This window comes from Delftia sp. RIT313 (genome assembly GCF_000632165.1).
GTDB classification, from domain to species: domain Bacteria; phylum Pseudomonadota; class Gammaproteobacteria; order Burkholderiales; family Burkholderiaceae_C; genus Comamonas; species Comamonas acidovorans.
Window position 1 is genome coordinate 29520 of sequence record NZ_JFYT01000034.1, and the last position, 24533, is coordinate 54052.

21 protein-coding genes are annotated in these 24533 nt (G+C 68.1%); 10 read left to right on the top strand and 11 right to left on the bottom strand.

Annotated elements, in window-relative coordinates:
• Positions 1-43 precede the first annotated feature (43 nt).
• From BW39_RS07245 to BW39_RS07255, 3 genes are read right to left on the bottom strand one after another with little or no spacing between them, the layout of a single operon-like run.
• On the bottom strand, positions 44-343 hold the full coding sequence (locus BW39_RS07245; RefSeq protein WP_043820762.1) for a putative quinol monooxygenase: 300 nt from the start codon (positions 341-343) through the stop codon (positions 44-46).
• Between the two features lie 3 nt (positions 344-346).
• Complete coding sequence (locus tag BW39_RS07250; protein ID WP_043820763.1) at positions 347-1366, bottom strand: zinc-binding alcohol dehydrogenase family protein; 1020 nt, start codon at positions 1364-1366, stop codon at positions 347-349.
• Positions 1367-1412: 46 nt separating this feature from the next.
• Complete coding sequence (locus BW39_RS07255) at positions 1413-2519, bottom strand: alkene reductase (RefSeq protein WP_043820765.1); 1107 nt, start codon at positions 2517-2519, stop codon at positions 1413-1415.
• A 220-nt stretch (positions 2520-2739) separates the two neighbouring features.
• Here BW39_RS07255 and BW39_RS07260 point away from each other — a divergent pair, with 220 nt between their 5' ends.
• Positions 2740-3300, top strand: a complete 561-nt coding sequence (locus BW39_RS07260) for a dihydrofolate reductase family protein (RefSeq protein WP_043820768.1) — start codon at positions 2740-2742, stop codon at positions 3298-3300.
• 29 nt (positions 3301-3329) lie between these two features.
• Here the strand turns inward: BW39_RS07260 and BW39_RS07265 are convergent, their stop codons facing one another.
• From BW39_RS07265 to BW39_RS07275, 3 genes are all read right to left on the bottom strand, one after another.
• The gene (locus BW39_RS07265; RefSeq protein ID WP_043820818.1) at positions 3330-4280 is read right to left on the bottom strand and encodes a LysR family transcriptional regulator; all 951 of its coding nucleotides are present in this window, start codon (positions 4278-4280) and stop codon (positions 3330-3332) included.
• A 133-nt stretch (positions 4281-4413) separates the two neighbouring features.
• The gene (locus BW39_RS07270; RefSeq protein ID WP_043820819.1) at positions 4414-5928 is read right to left on the bottom strand and encodes a 4-hydroxyphenylacetate 3-hydroxylase family protein; all 1515 of its coding nucleotides are present in this window, start codon (positions 5926-5928) and stop codon (positions 4414-4416) included.
• Positions 5928-7076 (bottom strand): branched-chain amino acid ABC transporter substrate-binding protein, encoded by a 1149-nt coding sequence (locus BW39_RS07275; protein ID WP_043820769.1) that lies wholly within the window; start codon positions 7074-7076, stop codon positions 5928-5930. The genes BW39_RS07270 and BW39_RS07275 overlap by 1 nt, the downstream gene beginning before the upstream one ends.
• Positions 7077-7365: 289 nt before the next feature.
• Here BW39_RS07275 and BW39_RS07280 point away from each other — a divergent pair, with 289 nt between their 5' ends.
• The 7 genes from BW39_RS07280 to BW39_RS07310 all read left to right on the top strand — a co-directional run bounded on the left by BW39_RS07280 (position 7366) and on the right by BW39_RS07310 (position 13624).
• On the top strand, positions 7366-8283 hold the full coding sequence (locus BW39_RS07280) for a branched-chain amino acid ABC transporter permease (protein ID WP_013802992.1): 918 nt from the start codon (positions 7366-7368) through the stop codon (positions 8281-8283).
• Complete coding sequence (locus BW39_RS07285; RefSeq protein ID WP_012204871.1) at positions 8283-9464, top strand: branched-chain amino acid ABC transporter permease; 1182 nt, start codon at positions 8283-8285, stop codon at positions 9462-9464. Before BW39_RS07280 ends, BW39_RS07285 begins: the two co-directional genes overlap by 1 nt.
• Positions 9454-10281: an ABC transporter ATP-binding protein gene (locus tag BW39_RS07290; RefSeq protein WP_016448201.1), complete on the top strand. Its 828-nt coding sequence runs from the start codon at positions 9454-9456 to the stop codon at positions 10279-10281. The genes BW39_RS07285 and BW39_RS07290 overlap by 11 nt, the downstream gene beginning before the upstream one ends.
• Positions 10274-10972: an ABC transporter ATP-binding protein gene (locus tag BW39_RS07295; RefSeq protein WP_016448200.1), complete on the top strand. Its 699-nt coding sequence runs from the start codon at positions 10274-10276 to the stop codon at positions 10970-10972. Before BW39_RS07290 ends, BW39_RS07295 begins: the two co-directional genes overlap by 8 nt.
• A 114-nt stretch (positions 10973-11086) precedes the next feature.
• Positions 11087-12391, top strand: coding sequence for a flavin-containing monooxygenase (locus tag BW39_RS07300; RefSeq protein ID WP_043820770.1), 1305 nt, complete (start codon positions 11087-11089; stop codon positions 12389-12391).
• Between the two features lie 67 nt (positions 12392-12458).
• A complete protein-coding gene (locus tag BW39_RS07305; protein WP_012204875.1) occupies positions 12459-12893 on the top strand; it encodes a RidA family protein in 435 nt (144 codons plus the stop codon).
• Between the two features lie 53 nt (positions 12894-12946).
• Complete coding sequence (locus BW39_RS07310; RefSeq protein WP_043820772.1) at positions 12947-13624, top strand: DUF1028 domain-containing protein; 678 nt, start codon at positions 12947-12949, stop codon at positions 13622-13624.
• Positions 13625-13691: 67 nt separating this feature from the next.
• Here the strand turns inward: BW39_RS07310 and BW39_RS07315 are convergent, their stop codons facing one another.
• Complete coding sequence (locus tag BW39_RS07315) at positions 13692-16661, bottom strand: diguanylate cyclase (RefSeq protein ID WP_081816145.1); 2970 nt, start codon at positions 16659-16661, stop codon at positions 13692-13694.
• A 334-nt stretch (positions 16662-16995) separates the two neighbouring features.
• Entirely contained in the window at positions 16996-17967 is a 972-nt protein-coding gene (locus tag BW39_RS07320) for a LysR family transcriptional regulator (protein ID WP_043820820.1), read from the bottom strand.
• A 117-nt stretch (positions 17968-18084) separates the two neighbouring features.
• Here BW39_RS07320 and BW39_RS07325 point away from each other — a divergent pair, with 117 nt between their 5' ends.
• Together BW39_RS07325 and BW39_RS07330 are read left to right on the top strand one after the other, a co-directional pair.
• A complete protein-coding gene (locus tag BW39_RS07325) occupies positions 18085-19326 on the top strand; it encodes a serine hydrolase domain-containing protein (RefSeq protein ID WP_043820776.1) in 1242 nt (413 codons plus the stop codon).
• Positions 19323-20495 carry an MFS transporter gene (locus BW39_RS07330; protein ID WP_043820778.1) on the top strand — a complete coding sequence of 391 codons (1173 nt, stop codon included), beginning with the start codon at positions 19323-19325 and terminating at the stop codon, positions 20493-20495. Before BW39_RS07325 ends, BW39_RS07330 begins: the two co-directional genes overlap by 4 nt.
• 10 nt (positions 20496-20505) lie before the next feature.
• Here the strand turns inward: BW39_RS07330 and aspA are convergent, their stop codons facing one another.
• The 3 genes from aspA to BW39_RS07345 form a co-directional block, all read right to left on the bottom strand.
• On the bottom strand, positions 20506-21924 hold the full coding sequence (gene aspA / locus BW39_RS07335) for an aspartate ammonia-lyase (RefSeq protein ID WP_043820781.1): 1419 nt from the start codon (positions 21922-21924) through the stop codon (positions 20506-20508).
• Positions 21925-21938: 14 nt separating this feature from the next.
• Positions 21939-23369: an amino acid permease gene (locus tag BW39_RS07340; RefSeq protein WP_043820783.1), complete on the bottom strand. Its 1431-nt coding sequence runs from the start codon at positions 23367-23369 to the stop codon at positions 21939-21941.
• 126 nt (positions 23370-23495) lie between these two features.
• Positions 23496-24527 (bottom strand): amino acid ABC transporter substrate-binding protein, encoded by a 1032-nt coding sequence (locus tag BW39_RS07345; RefSeq protein ID WP_152547186.1) that lies wholly within the window; start codon positions 24525-24527, stop codon positions 23496-23498.
• Positions 24528-24533: the final 6 nt, after the last annotated feature.

Genomic DNA, 24533 nt, shown 5'->3' on the forward strand with positions numbered 1-24533 from the left:
TCCGTACCGCCCGGATGTGTACCGCCCGGACCCGTACCGCCCGTCAGGGAACTTCCTTCAGGCCCACCAGTTGCAGGGGGCGTGCCAGCAGTTCGTCGAAGCGTTTCTCGAACGCCTTGAAGTACGGCATGCGGAAGTGCGCATCCAGCGCTGCCTGGTCCCTGAATGACTCCCGCATGTAGAAGGTGCCGGGTTTGTCCGCCAGCTCGAACAGCGTGTAGTCCAGGCATCCGGCCTCTTGCCGGGTGAATGGCACCAGCGCGCGCAGGGCGTCGCGAAGCTGGTCTTGCTGGCCGGCCTTCGCTTCAAGGATGGCCAGGTTGAAAATGGTCTCTGTCTTCATGGCTCAGCCCCAGTTCTCCAGCACCACCTTGCCGCGCGCCTTGCCCGACTCGATCAGGGCATGGGCGCGCTTGAGGTTGTCTGCGTTGATGCTGCCGAAGCGCTCGGCCAGCGTGGTGCGGATCAGGCCGGCATCGACCAGTGCGGCAACCTCGTTGAGCAGGCGGTGCTGGCCGATCATGTCGTCGGTGCTGAACAGGGCGCGGGTGAACATCAATTCCCAGTGCACCGACACCGACTTGCGCTTGAGCTTGGTGATGTCCAGCGACGCGGGATCGTCGATCAGGCCGAATTTTCCCTGGGGCGCGATCGCCTCGACGATCTGGGCGAAGTGCAGGTCGGTCTGCGTGAGGCTCACGATGTGGTCCACCGTGGGAAAGCCGATGCGCTTGAGTTCGTCGGCAATCGGCTGGCTGTGATCGATCACGTGGTGGGCGCCGAGCTCCTTGACCCAGGCCTGCGTCTCGGGCCGCGATGCGGTGCCGATGACGGTAAGGCTGGTCAGCCGCGTGGCCAGCTGCGTGAGGATGGAGCCCACGCCGCCGGAGGCGCCGATGATGAGCAGTGTCTTGTGGCTGGGGTGCTTGCCCGGCGCGATGCCCAGGCGGTCGAACAGCATCTCCCACGCGGTGATGGCGGTCAGGGGCAGGGCCGCAGCCTGTGCGAAGTCCAGCGACTTGGGCGCGTGGCCCACGATGCGCTCGTCCACCAGGTGCAGTTCGCTGTTCGTGCCAGGGCGCGCAATGGAGCCGGCGTACCAGACGCGGTCGCCCGGCTTGAACAGCGTGACTTCGGGGCCCACGGCCTTGACGATGCCGCTGGCATCCCAGCCCAGCACCTTGTGCGTTTGCCCCTCGGCGGGCGCGCCGCTGGCGCGCACCTTGGTGTCCACCGGATTGACGGACACGGCCCTGACTTCGACCAGCAGGTCGCGGCCGGTGGCCACGGGATCGGGCAGGGTGATGTCGATCAGCGATTCGGGTTGGCTGATGGCCTGGGGTTTCTGGTATCCAACGGCTTTCATGGTCGTGCTTTCAAAGGTTGAGGAAGAGGGGAGAGCAAGGAGGGTTTCAGGCAGTGGCGAGGGCTGCGTAGTCCGAGTAGCCGCGCGCGTCGCCGCCAAACAGGGCCTGCGGATCGAATGCGGCCAGCGGCGCCTGGGCGGCGTAGCGCGCCGGCAGGTCCGGGTTGGCAATGAAGGGGCGGCCGAAGGCGACGAGGTCTGCCAGGCCCTCGTGCAGGATGGCTTGGGCGCGCTCCGCGTCGTACTTGCCCGCAACGATCACCTTGCCCTGGTAGGCGCGGCGCAGCGCGTGGCGGAAGTCGTGCGGAATCTCGGGCGCATCGTCCCAATCGGCTTCCGACAGGTGGATGTAGGCCAGGCCGATCTCGTCGAGCCTGCTGGCCAGATGCAGGATGGTCTCAATGATCTGCGGGCAGTTCATGTTGCGCTGTGTGATGAAGGGCGCCAGGCGGATGCCGGTGCGCTCGGCCCCGACCTCGCCCGCCACGGCGGCCGCGACCTCTTCGGCGAAGCGCGTGCGCCGGGCGATGCCGCTGCCGTAGGCGTCGGTGCGGTGGTTGGAGGTGGTGCGCAGGAACTGATCGATCAGGTAGCCGTTGCCGCCGTGGATTTCCACGCCATCGAAACCGGCACGCATCGCATTGGCCGCGCCCCTGCGGAAGTCGCCGATCACGTCCTGGATGTCCTGTGCGCTCAGTGCGCGCGGTACGGGGCAGTCGACCATGCGGCCGACACCGTCGTCGCCGACCACCCAGACCTGCGCTTGGGGCGACAGCGCCGAAGGCGCGACCGGCAGGCCATCGGCGTGAAAGCTGGCATGCGACATGCGGCCAACGTGCCACAGCTGCAGCACCATGCGCCCGCCGGCGGCGTGCACCGCGTCCGTGACGCGGCGCCAACCGTCCACCTGCGCCTCTGAATGGATGCCGGGGGTGAAGCTGTAGCCTTGGCCCTGGCGGGAGATCTGGGTGGCTTCCGAGACGATCAGGCCGGCGCTGGCGCGTTGTGCGTAGTAGGTGGCCATCAATGCATTGGGCACGTCGCCTGGCTGGCTGGTGCGGCTGCGCGTCATGGGGGCCATCACCATGCGGTTGGGCAGGCTGAGTGGTCCGAGCTGCAGGGGGCTAAACAGGGGCGTGGAGGCGGTGGTCATGCGGTTCTTTGGCGGAGCTGTACAGGTGTTGGGGCGGTGGCGGAAATCCGGTTCGCAAGTCGTCTGGGCATGGAGCGATGTTGACCTGGGTGTTTCAATTGAAAAAGACCCGCAGGACTGAAGGCGGTTTCAAAAGAAATTTGACGATGAGGTCAGGGCCCGGCCCGCACAACACCCGGGCGGATGGCCTTGCCCCGCCTGCCTGGCTACCATCTCCCCCATGAAAACCCAGTACTTCGCCGCCACCTCACTCGACGGATTCCTGGCCACCGAGGACGATTCCCTGGACTGGCTGTTCCCGCTGGGCGACATGCAGGCCACGGGCTACCCGGAGTTCATTGCCGGCGTGGGCGCGCTGGCCATGGGGTCGGCCACCTACGAATGGATGCTGCGCCACGCGGAGACGGTGGCGCAGGAGACCGGGGCGGCGTGGCCCTATACGCAGCCTGCCTGGGTGTTTTCCAGCCGCACGCTGCCTGGTATCCCGGGTGCCGATATCCGGTTTGTCAGCGGTGATGTGCGTGCCGTGCATGCGCAGATGCAGGCTGCGGCCGGTGGGCGCAACCTCTGGATCATGGGAGGAGGGGACCTGGCAGGCCAGTTCTACGACGCGGGCCTGCTGGACGAGATGATCCTGAGCGTGGGCTCGGCCACGCTGGGCCGGGGCAAGCCGCTGTTTCCGCGCCGGGTGCTGCATCCGGTGCTGCGTTTGTTGTCCGTGCGGCAGATTGGCGAGGGCATGGCGGTGCTGCATTACGAGGTGCGCAAGAGCACGAGCTGACAGGCTCCCTGATTCGGTCTGCGCGCCGCTCAGTTCTCCTCCCCGCGCCCAGGCGCCGTCATCCCCGGAATGTATTCATTGGAGATGAAGCTGCGGCAGCGGTGCATGAAGGCTTCCACCACGTGGCGGGGCTTTTGTTCGCGGGCCCAGGCCAGGCCCAGTTTCATGGGGCGGTGGTTGCCGTTCAGGTGCAGGTTGACGATCTTCTTGCCGTCCAGCGCGTGGGAGTTGCGCGGGCGCACGTTGACCAGGGAGTAGCCCACGTCGTTGGCGACCAGGGAGCGCACCACGTCGGGGCTGGCGCTGCGGGCCGCGATCAGGGGCGAGACGCCGGCTTCGCGGAACAGCGACATGAAGTATTCACGGCTCAGGGGCAGGTCCAGCAGGACCATGGGCAGCTGGGCCAGCGCCTCCAGCGTGGTGTAGCGGTGGTTGGCCAGTGGGTTGAGTTCGCTGACGATGACCATGGGCGGCAGCTGGGCCAGCGGCTCGAAGCAGATGTCCGATTCGGCCACCAGCAGGTCGTAGGTGATGGCGACATCGATCTGCGCGGTGCGCAGCTTGTGGATCAGGCCTTCCTGGTGGTCCTCGATCTGGGTGACCGTGGCCTTGGGGTGGGCGCGCGCGAATCCCTGGCACAGCTCGGGGGCGACCATGGCCGCCAGCGTGGTGAAGCAGCCCACGCGCACGGGGCCGCGCACCTGGCTTTGCGCGCTGCTGGCCACGTCGTACAAGGCCATGGCCTGGTCAAGCAGGCCGCGGATCTCCCGCAGGACCTCGGCGCCTGCGGGCGTGACGGACAGGCCTTGCGCATGGTGGCGCACGAACAGCGGCACCTGCAGCTCGGCCTCCACCTGGGTGATGGCCGATGAGATGGACGAGGGCGAGACGTGGATGCGGTTGGCGGCCTCGGCAATGCTGCCGAACTCGCCCGCTGCCACGCAGTATTCCAATTGTCTGAAGGTCAGTCGTGTCAGCACGGTGTGCAAGAGGTGGAGAGGGGGAGGGCGGCCAGGGTGATCCGCCGCGTAGTTGACCAAGCGGCGGACCGCGCTGCAAGAGGCCCTTCCCGCAAGGCGCCTGCATTGTGCGGCGGTCGGGACCCGGCAGCCTTCAGTCGCTGGCGTTGTGACTGCGAAACCATTGCGCCACCGCACCGTCGCCCTGGGCCGGCGCCTGCGTGGCCTTCACGCGGTCCGTCAGGCCGGCGGACTTGCCCACGAAGTCCAGCGGCGCATCCCAGTTGAAATGCCGGTACACGGCCGCCGTCTGGGCGTAGGGCGGGCATTGCGCAAACAGCTGGAAGCTGAGCCGGTGGCCGGCGTGGTCCGAGTCGAGCAGGTCGCGCGCATAGGCCAGCAGCCTGCGGCGGTCGTCGGCCTGCCATTGCGGGCCGAGGGTGTAGAACTTGCGCAGCCAGGGGCCGGTTTCCTCGTTCTCGAAGCTGGCGTGGTCCGGCGTCAGGCAGACCTGGCCGCCGCACAGCTCGCGCACGGTGTTCATCATGTGGTGCAGCTGGCCGGTGGCCAGCGACCTTCCGGTGAACAGCAGCGACTGGTTGGGCATCATCAGCCCGGCCGGGCTGCGCTCGGCCAGCGCGATGGCGGCCGTGAGGTGGGCGTTGATGCCTTCGCGGTAGCAGGCCAGGCCGGCCAGTCTGTCCTGCACGGCCTGCAGCTTCTCCACGCCGGTCTGGCGCGCGTTGTGCAGGGCCGTGCCTATCAGCATGTCGGCCAGCTTCAGGCTGCGCTGCAGGAAGGTGAAGGCCGAATAGCGGTGCAGCGTCTCGCGCAGGAAATGGGCGGCCCGGGTGTGGCGGTAGAACAGCACGTTCTCCCAGGGAACCAGCACGTCGTCGAAGACCACGATGGCATCCACTTCGTCGAAGCGATGGCTCAACGGATGGTCCTGGGCCGATGCGCGGGCGGCCAGGCCCGGGCGGCAGATGAAGCGCAGGCCGGGCGCGCCCAGGTCGCAGATGAAGCCTATGGCGTATTCGGACTGCGCCGCGTCGCCCCAGAGCGCCAGCCCCGGCTTGGTGAAGGCCTGGTTGGCATAGGCGGCAGCGGTCTCGTACTTGGCGCCGCGCACGATGACGCCTGCATCGGTCTCCTTCACCACATGCAGCAGCACGTCGGGGTCCTGGTCCTGCGGCAGGCGCGAGCGGTCGCCCTTGGGGTCGGTGTTGGCCGATACGTGGAACAGGTCGCCCTGCACCACGCGGCGGATGTGGGTGCGGATGTTGGCGGAAAAGCGCGGGTCCAGCTCGTTGAGCACGTCCTGGCCATCGAACAGCGACCACATCTCGCCCACGCTCTCGTCGCCCACGCGCATGACCACGCCGCCCATGTCCTCCAGCAGCAGGTCGGTGGCGCGGCGCTTGTCCCACCAGTCCTGGCGCGTCAGCGGCAGCTTGTGGGCGATGGGGTGGCGCTCGCCGTCGCCTTCGTCGTAGGTGAGCGCGTCGCGCAGCGCGGCCTCGTGCTGCAGGTCGTACATGCGCGCGCGGATGTCCACCAGCGGCTTGAACATGGGGTGGGTGGTCACGTCCTTGACGCGCTCGCCGTTCATCCAGACCCGCCGGCCATCGCGGATGGAGTCGCGGTACTGGCTGCCTGTCCTGATCATCAGCGGCTGGCCCACTTGCCGTCTTTGACCTCGTGCAGCTGCAACTCCACGGGCACCTGCGTCTGGCCGTTGGCGTCGAAGGTCACGGTACCGGTCACGCCGTCGTAGCGTATGGCGCGGATGGCCTTGGCCACGGCCTGCCGGTCCTTGGTGCCTGCCGTCTTGAGCGATTGCAAAAGGATGCCGGTGGCGTCGTAGGCGTACTTGGTGTACGGGCTCTCGGAGTCGGCATAGCCCTTGGCGGCATAGGCGCGGCTCATGGCGTCCAGCCGGGGGTTGGTCTGCGATTTGGGCGTGCCGACGATGGTGCCGTCCGCGGCCGGGCCGGCGATCTGGATCAGCTGCGGATCGAAGATGCCGCTGATGCCCAGCATGGGCTGCTTCATGCCCAGCTCGGCCATCTGCTTGCGCACGATGCCGGCCTCGGTGATCACGCCGCCGAAGTAGACCGCGTCGGGGTTCAGGCTCTTGATCTTGGTGAGGATGGAGCGGAAATCCGTGGTGCCCACGGGGTAGCTTTCCTCGGCCACCACGCTGCCTTTTTCTGCCTTGTAGAAGCTGCCGAACGAGGCCAGGTTGGCGCGCCCGTAGTCGCTGGTGTCGGCAATGATGGCGATCTTTCTTGCGCCCAGGCCCGTAGCGGCCCAGGCGGCCAGTGGCTTGTTCTCGTTGACCAGGGTGGGTGTCACGCGCGTGGTGTTGGCGAAGTTCTGGTCGGTGATCTTGGGGCCGATGGCACCCCAGACGATGAAGGGCATCTGCACGCGGTTGAACACCGGCAGCGTGGCCAGGGCCACGGGGCTGTTCCAGTGGCCGATGGCGCCCACCACGTCGCGGTCGTTGACCAGCTTGAGCGCGGCGGACACGCCGGTCTGCGGGTCGGAGGCATCGTCCAGCACCACGCCCTCCACCTTGAACGGCACGCCGGCCGTGGCATTCCACTGGTCGATGGCCAGCAGGAAGCCGTTCTTCGCGCCCAGGCCCTGCTGTGCGTTGCCGCCGCTGACGGGGCCGATGAAGCCCAGCTTCACGGTGGACTGGGACCAGGCCGCGCCGCAGGCCAGCGTGGCGGCGGCCAGCGCCAGGGCGGATGCGGCAAGGCGCCGGCGCGATGGCAGGCGGGCGGTGGTTGTCGTGAAGGCTTGCATGGTCGATCGGTCCTGTTCAGGTGAAGACGAAGGGCAGCCATGGCGACCCGGGCGGGGGCCGGGGCGGCGGGGCGCCACGGTGCATGGCGGGCTGGCCGGCGCTGTCTGGCAACGCCGCCGGATCAATGTATCGCCGCACCTGCCCGGGACTGGATCGCGTTTTCCGAAGCAGCGCCTCGGCAAAAGCGACGCAGGTTTTGCGCGGTTTCTTGCTTCAATGGCTGCGTGACATGGAGACAAGCGAAGCCCCGCCAACCCGGCCGAACCCGACACAAGAGGAACCCTATCGATGCATGACGCGCTGTTCCAGCAACTCATCAACTGGCTGACCCTGGGCTGCATCTACAGCCTGCTTGCCCTGGGTTTCAGCCTGTTGTTTGGCGTGCTGCAGGTGATTCATTTTTCCCATGGCGACGTGGCCATGGTCGCCCCCTTCATCGCCCTGGCGGCCGTGCAGGCCCTGGCCGCCGCGCTGGGCGGCTCGGCCACCTGGCTGGTGCTGGGCCTGGCCTGCCTGGTGGCCATTGCGGCGGTGGGAGGGCTGGGCGTCGCCCTGGACCGGCTGGTGATCAGCCGCTTTCGCAATGCGCCGGCCATGATGCCGCTGGTGGCCACGGTGGCTCTGGGCATCGTGATCCGCGAGCTGATCCGCCACCTGTACCCGCAGGGCAGCAATCCGCACGCGTTCCCGGCGATTGCGCAGGGGGCCGTTCCCACCCCGTTCGGGCCGCTGCCCCTGATCAGCGTGGTCTCGGTGCTGGTGGCGGTGGCGCTGGTGGGCGTGCTGCTCTATGTGCTGCACCACACGCCCATGGGCATGCGCATACGCGCCGTGTCGCAGGACCGCGAAACCGCGCGGCTGTTCTCCATTGCGCCGGGGCCGGTGTTTCGCAACACCTTCTTCATTGCCTCGGCCACCGGCGCGGTGGGCGGCATCTTCCTGGCCAGCTATGCGGGCGTGGTGCGCTTTGACTTCGGCGTGCAGGCGGGGCTGATCGGCTTTTCCGCCGCGGTGGTCGGCGGCCTGGGGCGGCTCGGGGGCGCCATTGTCGGCAGCCTGCTGATTGCGGCCATCGAGACCATCGTGCAGGGCTATGTGCCCAACGGCACCTCGTACCGGCTGGTGTTCGTGTTCGCCCTGGTGATCCTGGTGCTGATCTTTCGCCCCGCCGGCCTGTTCGGCGTTCAGAAAATGGAGAAGGTGTGATGCAGACAACGACGATACAGGCGCCGCCGCGGGCGGCTCCACGGAGTGCGGGCTCGGCCGCCATCGTGCTGGGCGTGGCCCTGGCGGGCGCCGTGCTGCTGCGCCAGTTCCTGCTGGCCGAAAGCTGGATCACGGTGCTGGCGTTGCTGGCCTGCTTTGCCGTGGCCCTGGTCGCGGTGCAGAAGCGCCCGCTGGTGGAGGACCGCATCGTGGCCGCCTTCGGCCAGTGCAGGCCGCTGGCCGTGGGCACGGGCGTGGTGCTGGCGCTGGTGTTTCCGTGGGTGCTGGGCGGTGACAGCTACGCCATGCACCTGATGATCATCGCCTGCCTGTACGCGGTGCTGGCGCTGGCGCTGAACTTCCAGCTGGGCAGCGCCAACATACCGAACTTCGCCACCGGCGCGTCCTACGGCATCGGCGCCTATGCGTCGGCCCTGCTGGCCATCCACTTCGGCGTGAGCTTCTGGATCTGCCTGCTGGTGGCCGCCGCCGTGGCCACGGTCTTCGGCTTTTTGCTGGGCCTGCCGTCCATGCGCACCCGCGACAGCTACCAGGCGCTGGTGACGATCGCCTTCGGCATCGTCGTGCACCAGCTGCTGATGAACCTGGAGTGGACGGGCGGCGCCAACGGCCTGGTGGGCATTCCTTCGCCCACATTGTTCGGGCATTCGTTCAACGACCCCATCACGCTGTGGGGCCACAGCCTGCCTGGCCAGGCCAACTTCTACTACGTGGCCGTCGCCCTGCTGGGGCTGGCCATCGTCTCGGCGCAGCGCCTGCACAGCTCGCGCGTGGGCCTGGCCTGGAATGCCCTGCGCGACGACGAGATCGCCGCGCGCGCCTGCGGCATCAACGTCACCTGGTTCAAGGTCAAGGCCTTTGCGGTGGACGCCTTCCTGGCGGGCTTCGCGGGCACGGTGTATGCGTTCTATGTGAGCTTCATCTCGCCGGACAACTTCACCTTCCTGGTGTCCGTGACCATCATGACGCTGGTGATCGCAGGCGGCATGGACAACACGCTGGGCGTGATCGTCGGCGCCTTCCTGCTGACCATGCTGCCGGAGAAGCTGCGGGCGTTTTCCGACTACCGCATCCTGTTCTACGGCCTGGTGGTGATCGCCTTCCTCATCATCCGCCCGCGCGGCATCTTCCCCCAACGGGTGCGCAACCATGAGCATTGATTCCCATCCCACCCACCATGCCGCGCCCGCAGGTCCGCTGGTCCTTGAGGGGCGTGGCCTGACCATGCGCTTCGGCGGCCTGACGGCGGTGCAGGGCGTGGACATCCACCTGGCGGCGGGCGAGGTGCTGGGCATCATCGGGCCCAACGGCGCGGGCAAGTCCACCTTGCTGAACCTGCTGACCGGCATCTACCAGCCCACCGAGGGCGAGGTGCTGCTGCAAGGCCGCTCGCTCAAGGGCATGGCCGCGCACGACATCGCGGGCGCCGGCATTGCGCGCACCTTCCAGACCAGCCGGCTGTTCGGCTCGCTGAGCGTGCTGGACAACGTGATCATCGGCATGCACGCGCGCACCCGCTGCGGCGTGCTCACCGCGCTGCTGCGCCCGGCCGTATCGCGCGCCGAGATGAAGCGCTGCGCCGAGCGCGCCTGCGCGCTGCTGCAAAGCGTGTCCAGCGACCTGCACCAGCGCCGCAACGTGCTGGCCAGCAGCCTGCCGCAGGCCGACCGCCGCCGCCTGGAGATTGCGCGCGCCCTGGCCGCCGAGCCCCGCATCGTGCTGCTGGACGAGCCCTCCAGCGGCATGGACGACCGCGACACCGATGCGCTGATCGCCGACATCCAGCGCCTGCGCGAAGGCAATCCGGCGCTGGGCTTCATCATCATCGAGCACGACATGCGGCTCATCGCCACCTTGCCGCACCGCGTGATGGTGCTGGACTACGGACGCAAGATCGGCGACGACAGCTTCGAGGCGGTGCGCCGGCTGCCGCGCGTGCAGGAAGCCTATCTGGGCAGAAAGGCCAGCCATGCTTGAACTGGACTCCATCAGCACGCGCTATGGCGTGGTGAACATGCTCAACCAGGTCTCGCTGCAGGTGCCCGAGCACAGCATCGTCTGCCTGCTGGGCCCCAACGGCGCGGGCAAGACCACCACCTTCAAGGCGATTGCAGGCCTGCTGCCCGTGCACCACGGCGCCATCCGCGTCATGGGCCAGCCGCTGGCGCGCATGCGCACCGAGGACCTGGCCGGCCTGGGCGTGGGCTTCGTGCCCGAAGGGCGGCGCCTGTTTGCCGAGCTGACCGTGCAGGAGAACCTGAAGATCGGCCACGACGCGCTGCGCCCGCAGCAGGGCTTTGCCCAGGCGCTGGAGCGCGTGGTGGCCCTGTTCCCCCGGGTGGGCGAGCGCCTGTCGCAGGCAGCGGGAACCCTGTCCGGCGGCGAGCAGGCCATGGTGGCGCTGGGCCGCGTGCTCATGGGCGAGCCGCGCCTGGTGGTGATGGACGAGCCCACGCTGGGGCTGTCGCCCAAGCTCATCGAGGAGTACTTCGAGACGGTGCAGCGCATCCACAGCCAAGGCATCACCGTGCTGCTCATCGAGCAGAACGCCGAGGCGGCGCTGTCCATTGCCCACACCGGCTATCTGCTGCTCAAGGGCCAGCTGGTGGCCTCGGGCACGGCCAGCGAGCTGCTGGCCAACGATGTGGTGAAGCACCTGTACCTGTAGCGCCGCACGGGCGGCCTTCACCTTCTTCCCTTTTTTGTTGCGGACCACACCAAGGCAGTCGGCACCGCGCCGATGCGGGACGGCCTGCGCCTTTTTTCCTGAGAGACCCACACCATGACAGCTGAAATCCAAACCATCAACACGCTCGTGGTCGGTGCCGGGCAGGCCGGCATCGCGGCCAGCGAACACCTGAGCCAGCTCGGCGTAGAGCACCTGGTGCTGGAGCGCCAGCGCATCGCCCAGGCCTGGCGCACGGGGCGCTGGGACTCGCTGGTGGCCAACGGGCCGGCCTGGCATGACCGCTTTCCGGGCCTGGAGTTCAAGGGCGACCGCGACGGCTTTCCCGGCAAGGACGAGGTGGCCGACTACTTCGAGGACTATGTCCGCCAGATCAAGGCGCCCGTGCGCACCGGCGTGGAGGTCAGGCGGGTCACGCGCAACCAGGGCCGGCCTGGCTTCACGGTGGAAACGTCCGAGGGCGTGATCGAGGCCCGCAACGTGATCGCGGCCACGGGGCCGTTCCAGGTGCCGGTGATCCCGCCGATAGCGCCGGCTGCGCCGGCTGCGCCCGCCGATGGCGGCCTGCTGCAGATCCATTCCGCGCACTACCACCGCCCCGCGCAGCTGCCCGAAGGCGCCGTGCTGGTGGTGGGCGCAGGCTCCTCGGGCGTGCAGATCGCCGATGAACTGCAGCGCGCGGGCCGCAAGGTGTTTCTCTCGGTAGGCGCCCATGACCGGCCGCCGCGCGCCTACCGCGGCCGTGATTTCTGCTGGTGGCTGGGCGTGCTGGGCGAATGGGATGCGGCCATTGCCAAGCCCGGCCGCGAGCATGTGACCATTGCCGTCAGCGGCGCGCGCGGCGGCCATACCGTGGACTTTCGCGCGCTGGGCCACCAGGGCATCACCCTGGTGGGGCTGACCGAGTCCTTCGCCGATGGCCGGGTGCGCTTCAGGGACGACCTGGCCGAGAACATCGCCAACGGCGACGCCAACTACCTGGCCATGCTCGATGCGGCCGACGACTACATCCGCCGCAACGGCCTGGACCTGCCCGAGGAGCCCGAGGCGCGCAGGCGCCTGCCCGATCCGGAGTGCGTGCGCCAGCCCCTGCGCGAACTCGACCTGGCCGCCGCAGGCATCACCTCCATCATCTGGGCCACGGGCTACAGGGTGGACTTCAGCTGGCTGCAGGTGGACAGCTTCGAGCCCGGTGGCAAGCCGCGCCACCACCGCGGCGTGGGCCACGAGCCCGGCATCTACTTCCTGGGCCTGCCCTGGCTGTCGCGCCGTGGCTCGTCCTTCATCTGGGGCGTGTGGCATGACGCCAAGTTCGTGGCCGACCACATCGCCAAGCAGCGCCGCTACAGCGACTACGACGCCGCTGCCCGCTGCCCGCTGCCCGCAGCCGGTAGCAGGTAGCAGGTAGCAGGTAGCAGGTAGCGCGCTCTGAGACACCTTCCCATCCACCCCCTGCAGGAGCCAGACCATGCCCACCCATACCCGCATCCGCATGTTCAACACCAAGGACACCTATCCCAACCAATCGCTGGACAACGACCTGTGCCAGGCCGTGCGCGCCGGCAACACCGTCTATGTGCGCGGCCAGATCGGCACCGATTTCGAGGGCAATCTGGTCGGCCTGGGCGATCCGCAAAAGCAGGCCGAGCAGGCCATGAAGAACGTCAAGCAGCTGCTGGAGGAAGCGGGCAGCGACCTGTCGCACATCGTCAAGACCACCACCTACATCATCGACCCGCGCTACCGCGAGCCCGTCTACCGGGAAGTGGGCAAGTGGCTCAAGGGCGTGTTTCCCATCTCCACGGGGCTGTGCATCTCGGCCCTGGGGCAGCCGCAGTGGCTGATGGAGATCGATGTGATCGCGGTCATCCCCGATGACTGGCAGCCGCCGGCCAGCGCCTGAGCGTCAACCCCAGCAAGCACCTGGTACAGCCGTATCGGCAGGAGGAAGAAACCATGACTTTTTCGATTGTGGGGCGCTGCGAGCGCACCGGGCAGCTGGGCGTGGCCATCAGCTCGTCCAGCATTGCGGTGGGCGCGCGCTGCCCCTGGGTGCGCGCGGGCGTGGGCGTGGTGTCCACGCAGAACATCACGCTGCCCGCCCTGGGCCCGCGCGTGCTGGACCTGCTGGAGCAGGGCGCCGACCCCCAGGCCGCGCTGCGCCAGGCGCTGGACGACGGCAGCTGGCCCCAGTACCGCCAGGTCACCGTGGTGGACGCACAGGGCCGCATCGGCGTCTTCAGCGGCAGCCAGGCCCTGGGCATCTTCACCAGCGCCGTGGGGCGGCAGTGCGTGGCGGCCGGCAACCTGCTGGCCAGCGAACGCACCATCGAGGCCATGGTGCCGGCCTTCGAGCGCAGCGCCGACCTGCCGCTGGCCGAGCGCCTGCTGGCCGCCATGCAGGCCGCCATGGCCGCAGGCGGCGAGGCCGGGCCCGTGCATTCGGCCGCGCTCAAGGTGGCGGGCGAGCACAGCTGGCCCATGGCGGACCTGCGCGTGGACTGGTCGGAGCACGATCCCATCGGCGCGCTGCAAGGCCTCTGGGCCGCCTACGCGCCGCAGATGCAGGACTACCAGACGCGCGCCATCGATCCCACGGCCGCGCCCAGCTACGGGGTGCCCGGCGATGAGTGAGGCGGCCGGGTAGCTGACACATCGCCTTGCCCGGGCGCACGGGCGTGTCGCGGCACTGGCATGGCGCTCACTTGGCGTCCGAAATCACGGGGGTATCGGGCGTCCAGCACGTGGTGCGATTGCGGCCATTGCGCTTGGAGAAGTACATGGCGGCGTCGGCCCGCTCCAGGCAGCGCTCGACCGATGCCTCGCCCTCGTCCATGAGGCATACGCCCAGGCTCACGGTGAAGCGGATCGGGCTGTCCTGGCCCTGTACGGACACGGCCAGCGCCGCCACGGCCTCACGCAGGTTCTCCGCGCGCCGCAGTGCGGTCGGGGCGTCCACGTCCGTCAGCAGGACGGCGAATTCCTCGCCGCCCAGGCGGCCCAGCATGTCGCCCTGGCGCAGCTCCTTGGACACGGCGATCACCAGATGCCTGAGCACCTCGTCGCCCACGCCATGGCCGAAGCTGTCGTTGACGCGCTTGAAATGGTCGATATCCAGCATGATCAGTGCCGACGGATGGCTCAGTCCCAGGCGCAGGTGCTCCAGCTCCGACTCCATGCGCGTGATGAAGGCCCGCCGGTTGCTGGCACCCGTGAGCGCATCGGTCAATGCCAGGGCTTCGAGCTGCGTTTCGCGCCTCTTGTAGTCCGTCACGTCGTGGAATACCCAGCAGTAGCCAAGCAGCCGCTCCTGCCTGCGAAGCGGCAGCAGCTCCGTTTCTATATGGCGGCCGTTGGACAGGGCAAAGATCGTTCGTTGCGACAGGGCGCCTGCCCCCGGTTGCGGTGCAGGTTGCAAGGCCCTTGCCATGGCCGGGGGCAAATAGGACCGCAATGTCTGCAGGCTTTTTCCCACAAGGTCCGCGGCGGACAGCGGCAGCTCGAACAGGTCCACCAGCATTGCGTTGCTGGCCCTGATGCACTGCCCCGCATCGTCGGTCACCAGGATGCCCGCCGGAAATTTCTCGATGATGGCCTCCAGCCGCTGCTGGACCTCGTGCAATGCGCTCTCCGCCTGATGGCGGGCATCTACGTCGAACAGTGTCCAGATCACGTTGCCCTGGGGGTCTTCGGGGTCCAGCAGTGCGCCCTGCATGTCGAACCAGCGCATGTGGCCGCCCTTGACCTTCAGTGCCCACTCGGTACGCACCGTGCCCTTCAGGCTCAGGCGCTCGTACAGCGATGCGAAGCTGTGGAAGCTGTCGCTGGACGGATGCAGTTGCTGGAATGAGCACTGCGGCTCCAGTGCGCCCGCCGCAAGGCCGAAGCACTCGGCTGCCCGGGCATTGGCGTAGACGATGCTGCGGCGATGGCTGGCGACAAGCACCAGGGCGCTTCCGCGCTCCAGCAGGGCGCCCACCATGTGGGTCTGCTCCACCCGTTCCTGGATATCGGTGTGCATTCCGAGCATGCGCAGTGCCTTGTTGTCGGCATCGCGCAGGGTGACTTCCCCGCGCGATTCGATCCATCGCCAGGAGCCATCGGCCTGCCTTATGCGCATCTCGACACGGAATGGGTCGCCGTGTTCGAGGTGGCGCCTGAGCCGTTCCTGGACGCGAGGCTGGTCCAGTGGGTGCAGCAGATGCATGAAGCCGGCCACGGTGAACGAACCGAGTGCCTGATCCGGCATGCCCAGCATCTGGTAGCAGCGGGCATCCCACAGCACCTGGTCCTGTTCGCGGTCCCACTGCCAAAGTCCGTCACGCACGGCGCCGATGGTCAGCCGCAGACGCTCCTCGCTCTCGTGAAGCGCCTTGCGCAGGCTTTCGTCCTGGGTGACATCGAGGATGTAGCCATGCCAGAGCACGGTTGCGTCTTCGGTGCGTTGCGGGCGTGCATGGCCCTGCAGCCAGCGCACGGAGCCATCGGCGGACTGTACGCGGTACTTGCAGGCCCAGTCCCCATGGCTGCGCATCGCTTCGTCGATGGACCGCCTGAGCGCGGAGATATCTTCCGGATGAACCCGCTGTGCCAGGTCCTGCAAGGCAGTGTCTGCCGTATCCGCATCGATGCAGTGCATGGCATAAAAGCCGGGGTTGGCAAACGACAGAGCGTAGTGGCCGGCAGGGTCCCAGCTGTACTGGAACAGGCCGCCCGGCACTTCCTCGGACAGGAGATGAAAGCGCTCTTCGGACTGGACCCGCTGGTCCTCCTCCCGCCAGCGCTGGAACGCCAGCCAGGCCGTCAGCATCCCGCCCAGAAAAATCAGCAGCGTGCCTATGCCGTTGCGCCACAGGCTCTGCCGTATGGTCTCGTTGAGCGGGCCGAACACGGCCTCGTGGTCCAGCCCCGTGCTCACCAGTATCGGAAAGCCGCTCACGCGGCTCCAGGCATACATGCGCTGTATTCCGTCGGTGCTCGCCAGCGCCTCGTAGGTGCCATGCGTGGCGTCGGGGGCAAACAGCGCCACCCGCTTCGCGGGCAGCTGGCGCCCGAGCACCCGATCCTGGTTCTGCGAGCGTGCAAGATAGGTGCCGTCCTCGCGCAGCAGCAAGATCACGTCGCGCGGGCTGTCGAAGATGGCCTGCAGCTGCCGCGACAGGTACTGCGGCGACAGCGACACCACCAGCACGCCCGCAAACGCGCCACGGTGGTGCAGGGCGCGGCTCAGCTGGATACCCCATTGCCCGGAAACCCGTCCCTGTACCGGACGGCCAATGAAGGTTCCCTGCGTCAGGCCCTTCAGATGCGCCTGGAAATGTTCGCGGTCGAAAATGGACACGCTCTGCGCAGGCGGCTCCGAGGCTGCCAGGCTCGAATACACCACCTGGCCGTTCGCATCGGCCACGGCCACCTGGACGATGGTGCCGGGCGGATAGGCCTCCTGGACGCTGGCGACGGCCCGCCCGAACGCCTCGGAGTCACCCGACTCGTAGTCCTGGGCCAGGTCCCGCAGGGAATAGTTCAGGCCCGACAGCATGGTCCCGGCCTGCGCGGAAACCGCCTGGGACATCTGCGAGACGCGCAGCCATGCCTGATCCTGTGTGTAGCGCTGCATGTACTGGTGGCTGGCCAGCAACGCGGCCCAGTACAGCCCCGCTGCGAGCGCCATCAAGCAGACGCCTGCAATGACGGCCAACGATGTTCTTGCGTGCGAGCGCGAGGAAAGGGCGGGACGATGGATAGCGGTGGAACGAGAAGACATGCAACGCAGCGAGACAAGAAAAGAGATCTGCAACGCCAGCTGTCAACCGCAATGGCCCACCGATACAGCGCCCCGCACGCCACAGCGCTCGAGACGCAGGTCCTGCCTGCCGGTGGGCCAGAGCAACCGATATGACTCTGTGAATACGTCGCTCTATAAGCATGCTAACTCAGATAGGGGCCCGCGCGATAGCCAGCAAGGCAGGGCAGGGGCCTGCAGGCTGCAGCAGCCGGCGCGCAGCCTATCTGCGCGTCCCGGATGTCTGGGGTGTCTTGGGTGTCTTGGGCGCCGCGGTCCTGGCAGCGTCCGGGGCCTGCCCGGATTGCGCCTGCGGAAACACCCGCGCGCACAGGAAGTCCACCAGCGCCCGCAGCTTGGGCGAGGGGTGCTTGCTGGCGGGCCACAGCACGTGGAAGACATTGGTGTGCTCCATGCAGTCCGCCAGCACGGGTTGCAGCCGGCCGTCGGCCAGCTGCTCGCGGATGGAGAACTCCGGCAGGTAGGCGATGCCCAGGCCCTGCAGCGCAAAGCACAGCCGGGTTTCGATGTTGTTGCAGATCATGGAGGTGGGCAGCTGCAGTTCGGGCGCGCCCGCTGCGCGCCGCAGCACCCAGGGCTCCAGCTTGCCGCTGTGGGGGTAGCGGTAGTGCAGGCAGCTGTGCTCCAGCAGATCCTCGGGCACCCGGGGCGTGCCGCGCTGCGCCAGGTAGTCGGGCGAGGCCACCAGCAGGTAGCGGAAGTCGCCCAGCCGGCGCGCGGACAGGCGTGAGTCGGCGGGTGCGCCCGTGCGCACCACGGCGTCGAAGCCGTCCTCGATCACATCCACCAGCTGGTCGGTGAAGTCCAGGTCCAGTTCGATCTCGGGATAGGCGCGCATGAACTCGCCCAGCACCGGCAGCACCAGCGAACTGACCAGGGGCAGGCTGACCCGCAGCCGGCCGCGCGGCGCGGTGCTGGCCTGCGACAGCTCCAGCTGCGCGGCCTCGATCTCGGCCAGGATGCGCCGGCTGCGTTCCAGGAACAGCGCGCCCTCGGCCGTCAGCGTGATGCTGCGCGTGCTGCGGTGGAACAGGCGCACGCCCAGCCGGTCCTCCAGCCTTGCCACGCTCTTGCCGATGGCCGATGCCGATACGCCCAGCAGCCGGCCGGCCGCCACGAAACTGCGGGTCTCGGCGACCTGCACGAACACCACGAAACCGTTCAGGCTGTCCAAACGCCGCTCCTTCATTGCGGACATCCAGTTCCGCGCAAACCGGAAATCTACCCCACTTTTTCTTTAATCGCGGGCTTTCTATCGTCAGGACCCTGTTCATTGATCCCGGGAATTCCCATGACGATTGCTCTTTCTGCGGCATCTGCTGAACCCGCTGCGCTGCCTGCAGCCCCGTTGAACTCGCCCCTGTCCGACCGCATCCAGGCCGTGGTCCGGCAGGCGCTTGAGGCGCAGCGCCTGGTCGGCGCCGTGGTGCTGGTGGCGCGTGGCGGCGCGCTGGTCCACCGCCAGGCCGCGGGCTGGGCCGACCGCGAGCGCGGGCTGCCCATGGCCGTGGATGCGGTGTTTCGCCTGGCCTCGGCCAGCAAGCCCATCGTCTCGGCTGCCGCGCTGGTGCTGGTGGCGCGGGGACTGCTGGCGCTGGACGAGGGTGTGGAGCGCTGGCTGCCCCGGTTCCGCCCCCGGCTGGCCGATGGCGGGCCCGCCCGCATCACCGTACGCCAGCTTCTCAGCCACACGGCGGGGCTGGGCTACCGCTTCTTCGAGGCCGATGCACAGGGCCCCTATGCGCGCGCTGGCGTATCGGACGGCATGGACCGGCAGGCCATCGGCCTGGCAGAGAACCTGGAGCGCATCGCCGGCGTGCCGCTTCTGTACGCGCCGGGCACGGCCTGGGGCTACTCGCTGGCCACCGATGTGCTGGGCGCCCTCATTGAACAGGTGCACGGCAGGCCGCTGGACCAGGCCGTGCGCGAGCTGGTGACCGGGCCGCTGGGCATGACCGATACCGGCTTTGCCGTCACCGATGCGCTGGCCGCGCAGCGCGTGGCCACGGCCTATGTCAGCGATGTGCCGCAGCCCCATCCGCTGGCCGAGGGCGAGACAGTGTCGCCCTTCGAGGGGAGCATCGGCATTGCCTTCAGCCCTTCGCGCATCTTTGACGCCCAGGCCTTTGCCTCCGGCGGCGCCGGCATGGCGGGGACGGCAGGCGATTTTCTGCGGCTGCTGGAAGCCCTGCGCCAGGGCGGCAACACCCTGCTGCCCGACGCCCTGGTCGCCGAGATGGCGCGGGACCAGACCGACGGGCTGGCCTTGCCCAATGCGCCGGGCTTCGGCTTTGGCCTGGGCTTTTCCGTGCTGCGCGATGCGGCGCAGGCGGCATCGCCGGAGTCGGTGGGCACCTGGCGCTGGGGCGGGGCCTATGGGCATTCCTGGTTCGTGGACCGGGCGCAGGAACTCAGCGTCGTGGCCTTCACCAACACCTTGTACGAGGGCATGTCGGGGCGCTTCGTCAACGATTTGCGCGACGCGGTCTACGGGGTTTGTGAGGTCCACGGGGCTTCGGGAGAGCCGCAATGACCGGAACACGCCAGGACCGCCTGCCCGTTGCCTCCCTGCTGGCACTGGCCATGGCGGCCTTCATCACCATATTGACCGAGGCGCTGCCGGCGGGCCTGCTGCCGCAGATGGCCCAGGGCCTGGCCGTGACCGAGGCCTGGGTGGGCCAGACCGTCACCCTCTACGCCATAGGTTCCCTGGTGGCCGCCATACCGCTGACGGCCGCCACGCAGGGCATGCGCCGCCGCCCCCTGCTGCTGGCGGCGATCGCGGGCTTTGTCGTCGCCAACACGGTCACGGCCTTGTCCACGCACTTTGCGCTGACCCTGGTGGCGCGCTTTCTGGCGGGGGTCTCGGCCGGGCTGCTTTGGGCGCTGCTGGCCGGCTACGCGGCACGCATGGTGCCCGGCCATCTCAAGGGCCGCGCCATCGCCATTGCCATGGTGGGCACGCCGCTGGCGCTGTCGCTGGGCGTGCCGGCCGGCACCGTGCTGGGCCAACTGGTGGGCTGGCGGCTGTGCTTCGGCCTCATGAGCGTGCTGGCGCTGGCGCTCATGGTCTGGGTGCGCGCCCGCCTGCCCGACTTCGCGGGGCAGGCGGCAGGCCGCCACCTGCCGCTGCGGCGCGTGTTCACCCTGGCGGGCATGCGCCCCGTGCTGTTCGTGGTGCTGGCCTTCGTGCTGGCGCACAACATTCTCTACACCTACATCGCGCCCTTCCTGGCGGTGGCGGGCATGGCCGCGCGCACGGACCTGGTGCTGCTGGTGTTCGGCGCCACCTCCGTGCTGGGCATCTGGATCACCGGCGTGCTGATCGACCGCCACCTGCGTGCGCTCACGCTGGCCAGCATTGCGCTGTTCGCCTTGTCCACGCTGATGCTGGGCGTGGCCGCAGATGCGCCGGCCCTGGTGTATGCGGCGGTGGCCGTCTGGGGCCTGGCCTTTGGCGGCGCCGCCACGCTGCTGCAGACCGCCATTGCCCACACGGCGGGCGAGGCCGCCGACGTGGCGCAGTCCATGCTGGTCACGGCCTGGAACATGGCGATTGCCGGGGGCGGCATCGTGGGCGGCCTGCTGCTGGCGCGCATGGGCGTGGGCGCCTTCACGCCCGTGCTGCTGGCGCTGCTGGGCGCATCGCTGGCCGTGGTGTGGGCGGCCAGGCGGCATGGGTTTCCTGCGGTGTGCAGGTAGGGCAGACCGGTCATCCGAGTTTCAGTGCCGAGGGCCGCGTGAGGATCTCGGGCCGCAGGATGGTGTCCAGCTGCGTTTTGCTCAGCAGGCCCCGGGCCAGCACGATGTCGTAGACGCTGCCGCCGCTGGCATGGGCTTGCTGGGCCACGGAAGTGGCATTGGCGTAGCCGATGTAGGGGTTGAGCGCGGTCACGATGCCGATGGAGTTCTCCACCGCCGCGCGCAGGTGTTCGCGGTTGGCGGTGATGCCCTGCACGCAGCGCTCGGCCAGCGTCAGGCAGCCGTTGCGCAGGTGGCTCACGCTTTTGAAGATGCTGTGGGCGATGATGGGCTCGAAGGCATTGAGCTGCAGCTGCCCGGCCTCGGCCGCGAAGCTGACGGTGATGTCGTTGCCGATGACCTCGAAGGCGATCTGGTTCACCACCTCGGGGATCACGGGGTTGACCTTGCCCGGCATGATGCTCGATCCCGCCTGCATGGCCGGCAGGTTGATCTCGCCCAGGCCTGCACGCGGGCCGCTGGACAGCAGCCGCAGGTCGTTGCAGGTCTTGGACAGCTTGACGGCCACGCGCTTGAGCACGCCCGACAACTGCACGAAGGAGCCGCAGTCCTGGGTGGCCTCGATCAGGTTGGGCGCGGTCTGCAGCGCAATGCCGGTGATCTCCTGCAGGTGCTTGAGCACCAGGGGCGCGTAGTCGGGATGGGCGGTGATGCCCGTGCCTATGGCGGTGGCGCCCATGTTGATCTCGCAGATCAGCAGCACGGCCTCGCGCAGCCGCGCCTGGTCCTCCTCGATCATCACGGCATAGGTGCTGAATTCCTGGCCCAGCGTCATGGGCACGGCATCCTGCAGCTGGGTGCGGCCCATTTTCAGCACATCCCGGAACTCCTCGGCCTTTTGCGCGAAGGCCAGGCGCAGCGTGTCCATGGCGTCGATCAGCCCGTGGATGCCGAACCAGGTGGCGATCTTGAGCGCGGTGGGGTAGACGTCGTTGGTGCTCTGGCCGATGTTCACCTGCTCGTTGGGATGCAGGTACCGGTACTCGCCCTTGTGGTGGCCCAGCAGCTCCAGCGCGCGGTTGGCGATGACCTCGTTGGCGTTCATGTTGGTCGAGGTGCCGGCGCCGCCCTGGATCACGTCCACCACGAACTGCTCGTGCAGCCGCCCGCTCTGCAGCTCCTGGCAGGCGCTCACGATGGCATCGCAGCGCCGCTGGTCCAGCAGGCCCAGCTCATGGTTGGTCAGGGCCGCCGCCTGCTTGATGCTGGCCAGGGCGCGGATCAGTTCGGGGTAGATGGAGATGGGCGTGCCAGTGATGCCGAAGTTCTCCCGGGCGCGCAGGGTGTGCACGCCGTAGTAGGCGTCGGCGGGAACCTCGCGGTCCCCCAGCAGGTCGTGTTCGATGCGGACGGATGGATCGGTGCTCATGCTTGTGTCTCCAGTTATTCGGACTTGACGATCAACGGACCCAGGCCTTCCTGAACGGCCTGCTCCTGTTCCACGCGGCCGGGTTTCGGGCGGCCCCAGTGGAGCTTTTGCGCCAGCATGCCCAGGGCGACCAATGCACCGCCCAGCACGCTGGTGTAGAGCACTTCCTTGCGGTAGGTGCCCTCGGCCACCATGACCACCATGGAGGCGACGATGAAGAAGATGGTGGCGTAGGTCAGCGCCGGGAAGCACCACATCTTCAGGCGGATGGGCGTGCCGCTGGCTTCGAGCTTGCGGCGCATGTGCAACTGCGACACGGCGATGCACAGGTACACCAGCAGCGCGATGGAGCCGGTCGCGGCCATGAGCACATCGAACACGTCCATCTGGCCGGTGGCGGTGAGGGCGACCGTCAGCAGGGCCAGGGCGCTGGAGGCGATGACGGCCATGTAGGGCGCGCTGGTGCTGCGGCCCAGGGTCGTGAACATTTTGGGGGCGTCGCCGCGGCGCGCCAGCGAGAACAGCATGCGGCTGGAGGTGTAGAGCGCCGAGTTGAAGCAACTGCACACGGAAGTCAGCACCACGAAGTTGACGATCTGGCCGGCGAAGGGAATGCCCAGGTGCTTGAGCGCGACGGCATAGGTGCCCTCGGTGGAGAGGATCAGGCCCGGGGTGTCGTACGGAATCAGGCAGACCACGATGAAGATGGAGCCCACGTAGAACAGCGAAATGCGCCAGACCACGGACCGGGTGGTCCGCACGATTTCCTTGCCCGGGTCCTGGGATTCGGCCGCCGCCACGGTGACGATCTCGGCACCGATGAAGGCGAACATCGCGCCCAGCAGCGCCACCACCACGGCGCCGGGGCCGTTGGGCATGAAGCCCTTGCTGGTCAGGTACGCCATGCCTGCGACATCGCCCGCAGGCCAGAGCCTGGCGATGGCCAGCGCTCCGATGGCGATGAACAGCACAATGGCCACGACCTTGATCAGAGCGAACCAGAACTCGAACTCGCCATAGTTGTGCACCGGCAGGAAGTTGACGGCCATCAGGCCGAAGACCACCACCAGCATGTAGCCCCAGATGGGAACGGCCGGCATCCAGGCGTTGAGGATGGCCCCGGCCACATAGGCCTCCCAGCCCATCAGCAGTGTCCAGAAGCACCAGTACAGCCAGCCGATCGTGAAGCCGGCCCAGCGCCCGATGGCGCGGTCTGCGTAGGTGGAGAACGAGCCGCTGTCAGGCTGCGCCACGGCCATCTCGCCCAGCATGCGCATGACCAGCACCACCAGGATGCCCCCGCCCATGTACGCCAGGATGGCCGCGGGGCCGGCACTGGCAATCACCTTGCCGGAGCCGACGAACAGCGCACCGCCGATCACCCCCGCAATGGATAGCATGGTGAGGTGCCGCGGCTTCAGCCCACCTTCAAGTTGCTGACTCATTTCCTGTCTCCTTGTATTTGCTGTTGCAAAGTGGGCGCGACCCGCGTGCTGCGTGCCTTGCGCAGAGCAAGGCCGGGCGAGGCGCCATCCGGCGCGCAATGGGTGCAGGTGCAGGAAGCAACCGCCTCAACGGGGTTGGGCGGCCAGGGTCTCGATGAGGGTCTGCAGCTGGGCGCTCATCGGCAGGTCCAGGCTGGTGCCCGAAGGCAGGCGGCGCAGGAACCAGCGCCTGTACTGGCGCTCGATCTCGCCGTCCTCGGCCAGCGCCTGGAAGCTGCTCCTCACCACCTGGGCCAGCTGGGGGTCGTCCTTGCGGAACATGATGGCGTAGGGGTCGTAGGAGAGGTAGTCGCCCACCACCTGGAACCTGGCGCCCGGGCTCGCGCCCGTGCTCGCGCCCGTGCCGCCGTTGCCCTCCGCCTTGCCGGCGTTCTCCGCGATCAGGCCGTACAGCAGAACGTCGTCGGTGGCGAAGGCGTCGGACTGGCCGCCGGCCACCTGGGCAAAGCCCTGGGAGTGGTCGGGCACCACCTGCAGCTGCATGCCCAGGTGGAACTTGCGGTCCAGGTCGCGCATGGCTTTTTCATTGGTGGTGCCGGCCGTCACCGCCACCTTCTTGCTGGCCAGGTCGCGCAAGGAGCGGATCTGCGTGTCCTGCCGGACCATGACCTTGGTGCCGGCCACGAACATGATGGGCGAGAAGGCCACGCGCTTTTGGCGCTCCAGATTGCTGGTGGTGGAGCCGCATTCCAGGTCCACCTGGCCGCTGGCCACGGCGTCCACGCGGTTGTCGGCCGTGACGGGCACCCAGCGGATGGCCAGGCTCCTGTTGACCGCATCCTCGATGCTGGTCACCAGCGCCTTGCACAGCTCGATGGAGTAGCCGATGGGCTCGTTGCGCGCGTTCAGGTAGGAAAACGGCACCGAGGCCTGGCGGTAGCCCAGCGCAATGGAGCCGCTGGCGCGCACCTTGGCCAGCGTGCCGCTGAGGGTGGTGGGCGCGCGGCTGGCGGCGGTGCGCTCTGGCGTGTCGGCTTCCTGGGCGCCGGCCGTGGCGGCCAGCAGCGCAAGGGCCGCCACGCCCGCTGCCGCTGCCACCCGCGCCGGCCCCGGCAGCGCCCATGGCTGCCCGGGCCGTGATCTGGGTTCGGGTTTCATGGCGTG

Bases quoted from the DNA above. Each gene is read 5' to 3' on its own strand.
- BW39_RS07245 (WP_043820762.1), bottom strand. From the start codon at position 343: ATGAAGACAGAGACCATTTTCAACCTGGCCATCCTTGAAGCGAAGGCC.
- BW39_RS07250 (WP_043820763.1), bottom strand. From the start codon at position 1,366: ATGAAAGCCGTTGGATACCAGAAACCCCAGGCCATCAGCCAACCCGAA.
- BW39_RS07255 (WP_043820765.1), bottom strand. From the start codon at position 2,519: ATGACCACCGCCTCCACGCCCCTGTTTAGCCCCCTGCAGCTCGGACCA.
- BW39_RS07260 (WP_043820768.1), top strand. From the start codon at position 2,740: ATGAAAACCCAGTACTTCGCCGCCACCTCACTCGACGGATTCCTGGCC.
- BW39_RS07270 (WP_043820819.1), bottom strand. From the start codon at position 5,928: ATGATCAGGACAGGCAGCCAGTACCGCGACTCCATCCGCGATGGCCGG.
- BW39_RS07275 (WP_043820769.1), bottom strand. From the start codon at position 7,076: ATGCAAGCCTTCACGACAACCACCGCCCGCCTGCCATCGCGCCGGCGC.
- BW39_RS07280 (WP_013802992.1), top strand. From the start codon at position 7,366: ATGCATGACGCGCTGTTCCAGCAACTCATCAACTGGCTGACCCTGGGC.
- BW39_RS07285 (WP_012204871.1), top strand. From the start codon at position 8,283: ATGCAGACAACGACGATACAGGCGCCGCCGCGGGCGGCTCCACGGAGT.
- BW39_RS07290 (WP_016448201.1), top strand. From the start codon at position 9,454: ATGAGCATTGATTCCCATCCCACCCACCATGCCGCGCCCGCAGGTCCG.
- BW39_RS07295 (WP_016448200.1), top strand. From the start codon at position 10,274: ATGCTTGAACTGGACTCCATCAGCACGCGCTATGGCGTGGTGAACATG.
- BW39_RS07300 (WP_043820770.1), top strand. From the start codon at position 11,087: ATGACAGCTGAAATCCAAACCATCAACACGCTCGTGGTCGGTGCCGGG.
- BW39_RS07305 (WP_012204875.1), top strand. From the start codon at position 12,459: ATGCCCACCCATACCCGCATCCGCATGTTCAACACCAAGGACACCTAT.
- BW39_RS07310 (WP_043820772.1), top strand. From the start codon at position 12,947: ATGACTTTTTCGATTGTGGGGCGCTGCGAGCGCACCGGGCAGCTGGGC.
- BW39_RS07315 (WP_081816145.1), bottom strand. From the start codon at position 16,661: ATGGCGCTCGCAGCGGGGCTGTACTGGGCCGCGTTGCTGGCCAGCCAC.
- BW39_RS07325 (WP_043820776.1), top strand. From the start codon at position 18,085: ATGACGATTGCTCTTTCTGCGGCATCTGCTGAACCCGCTGCGCTGCCT.
- BW39_RS07330 (WP_043820778.1), top strand. From the start codon at position 19,323: ATGACCGGAACACGCCAGGACCGCCTGCCCGTTGCCTCCCTGCTGGCA.
- aspA (WP_043820781.1), bottom strand. From the start codon at position 21,924: ATGAGCACCGATCCATCCGTCCGCATCGAACACGACCTGCTGGGGGAC.
- BW39_RS07340 (WP_043820783.1), bottom strand. From the start codon at position 23,369: ATGAGTCAGCAACTTGAAGGTGGGCTGAAGCCGCGGCACCTCACCATG.
- BW39_RS07345 (WP_152547186.1), bottom strand. From the start codon at position 24,527: ATGAAACCCGAACCCAGATCACGGCCCGGGCAGCCATGGGCGCTGCCG.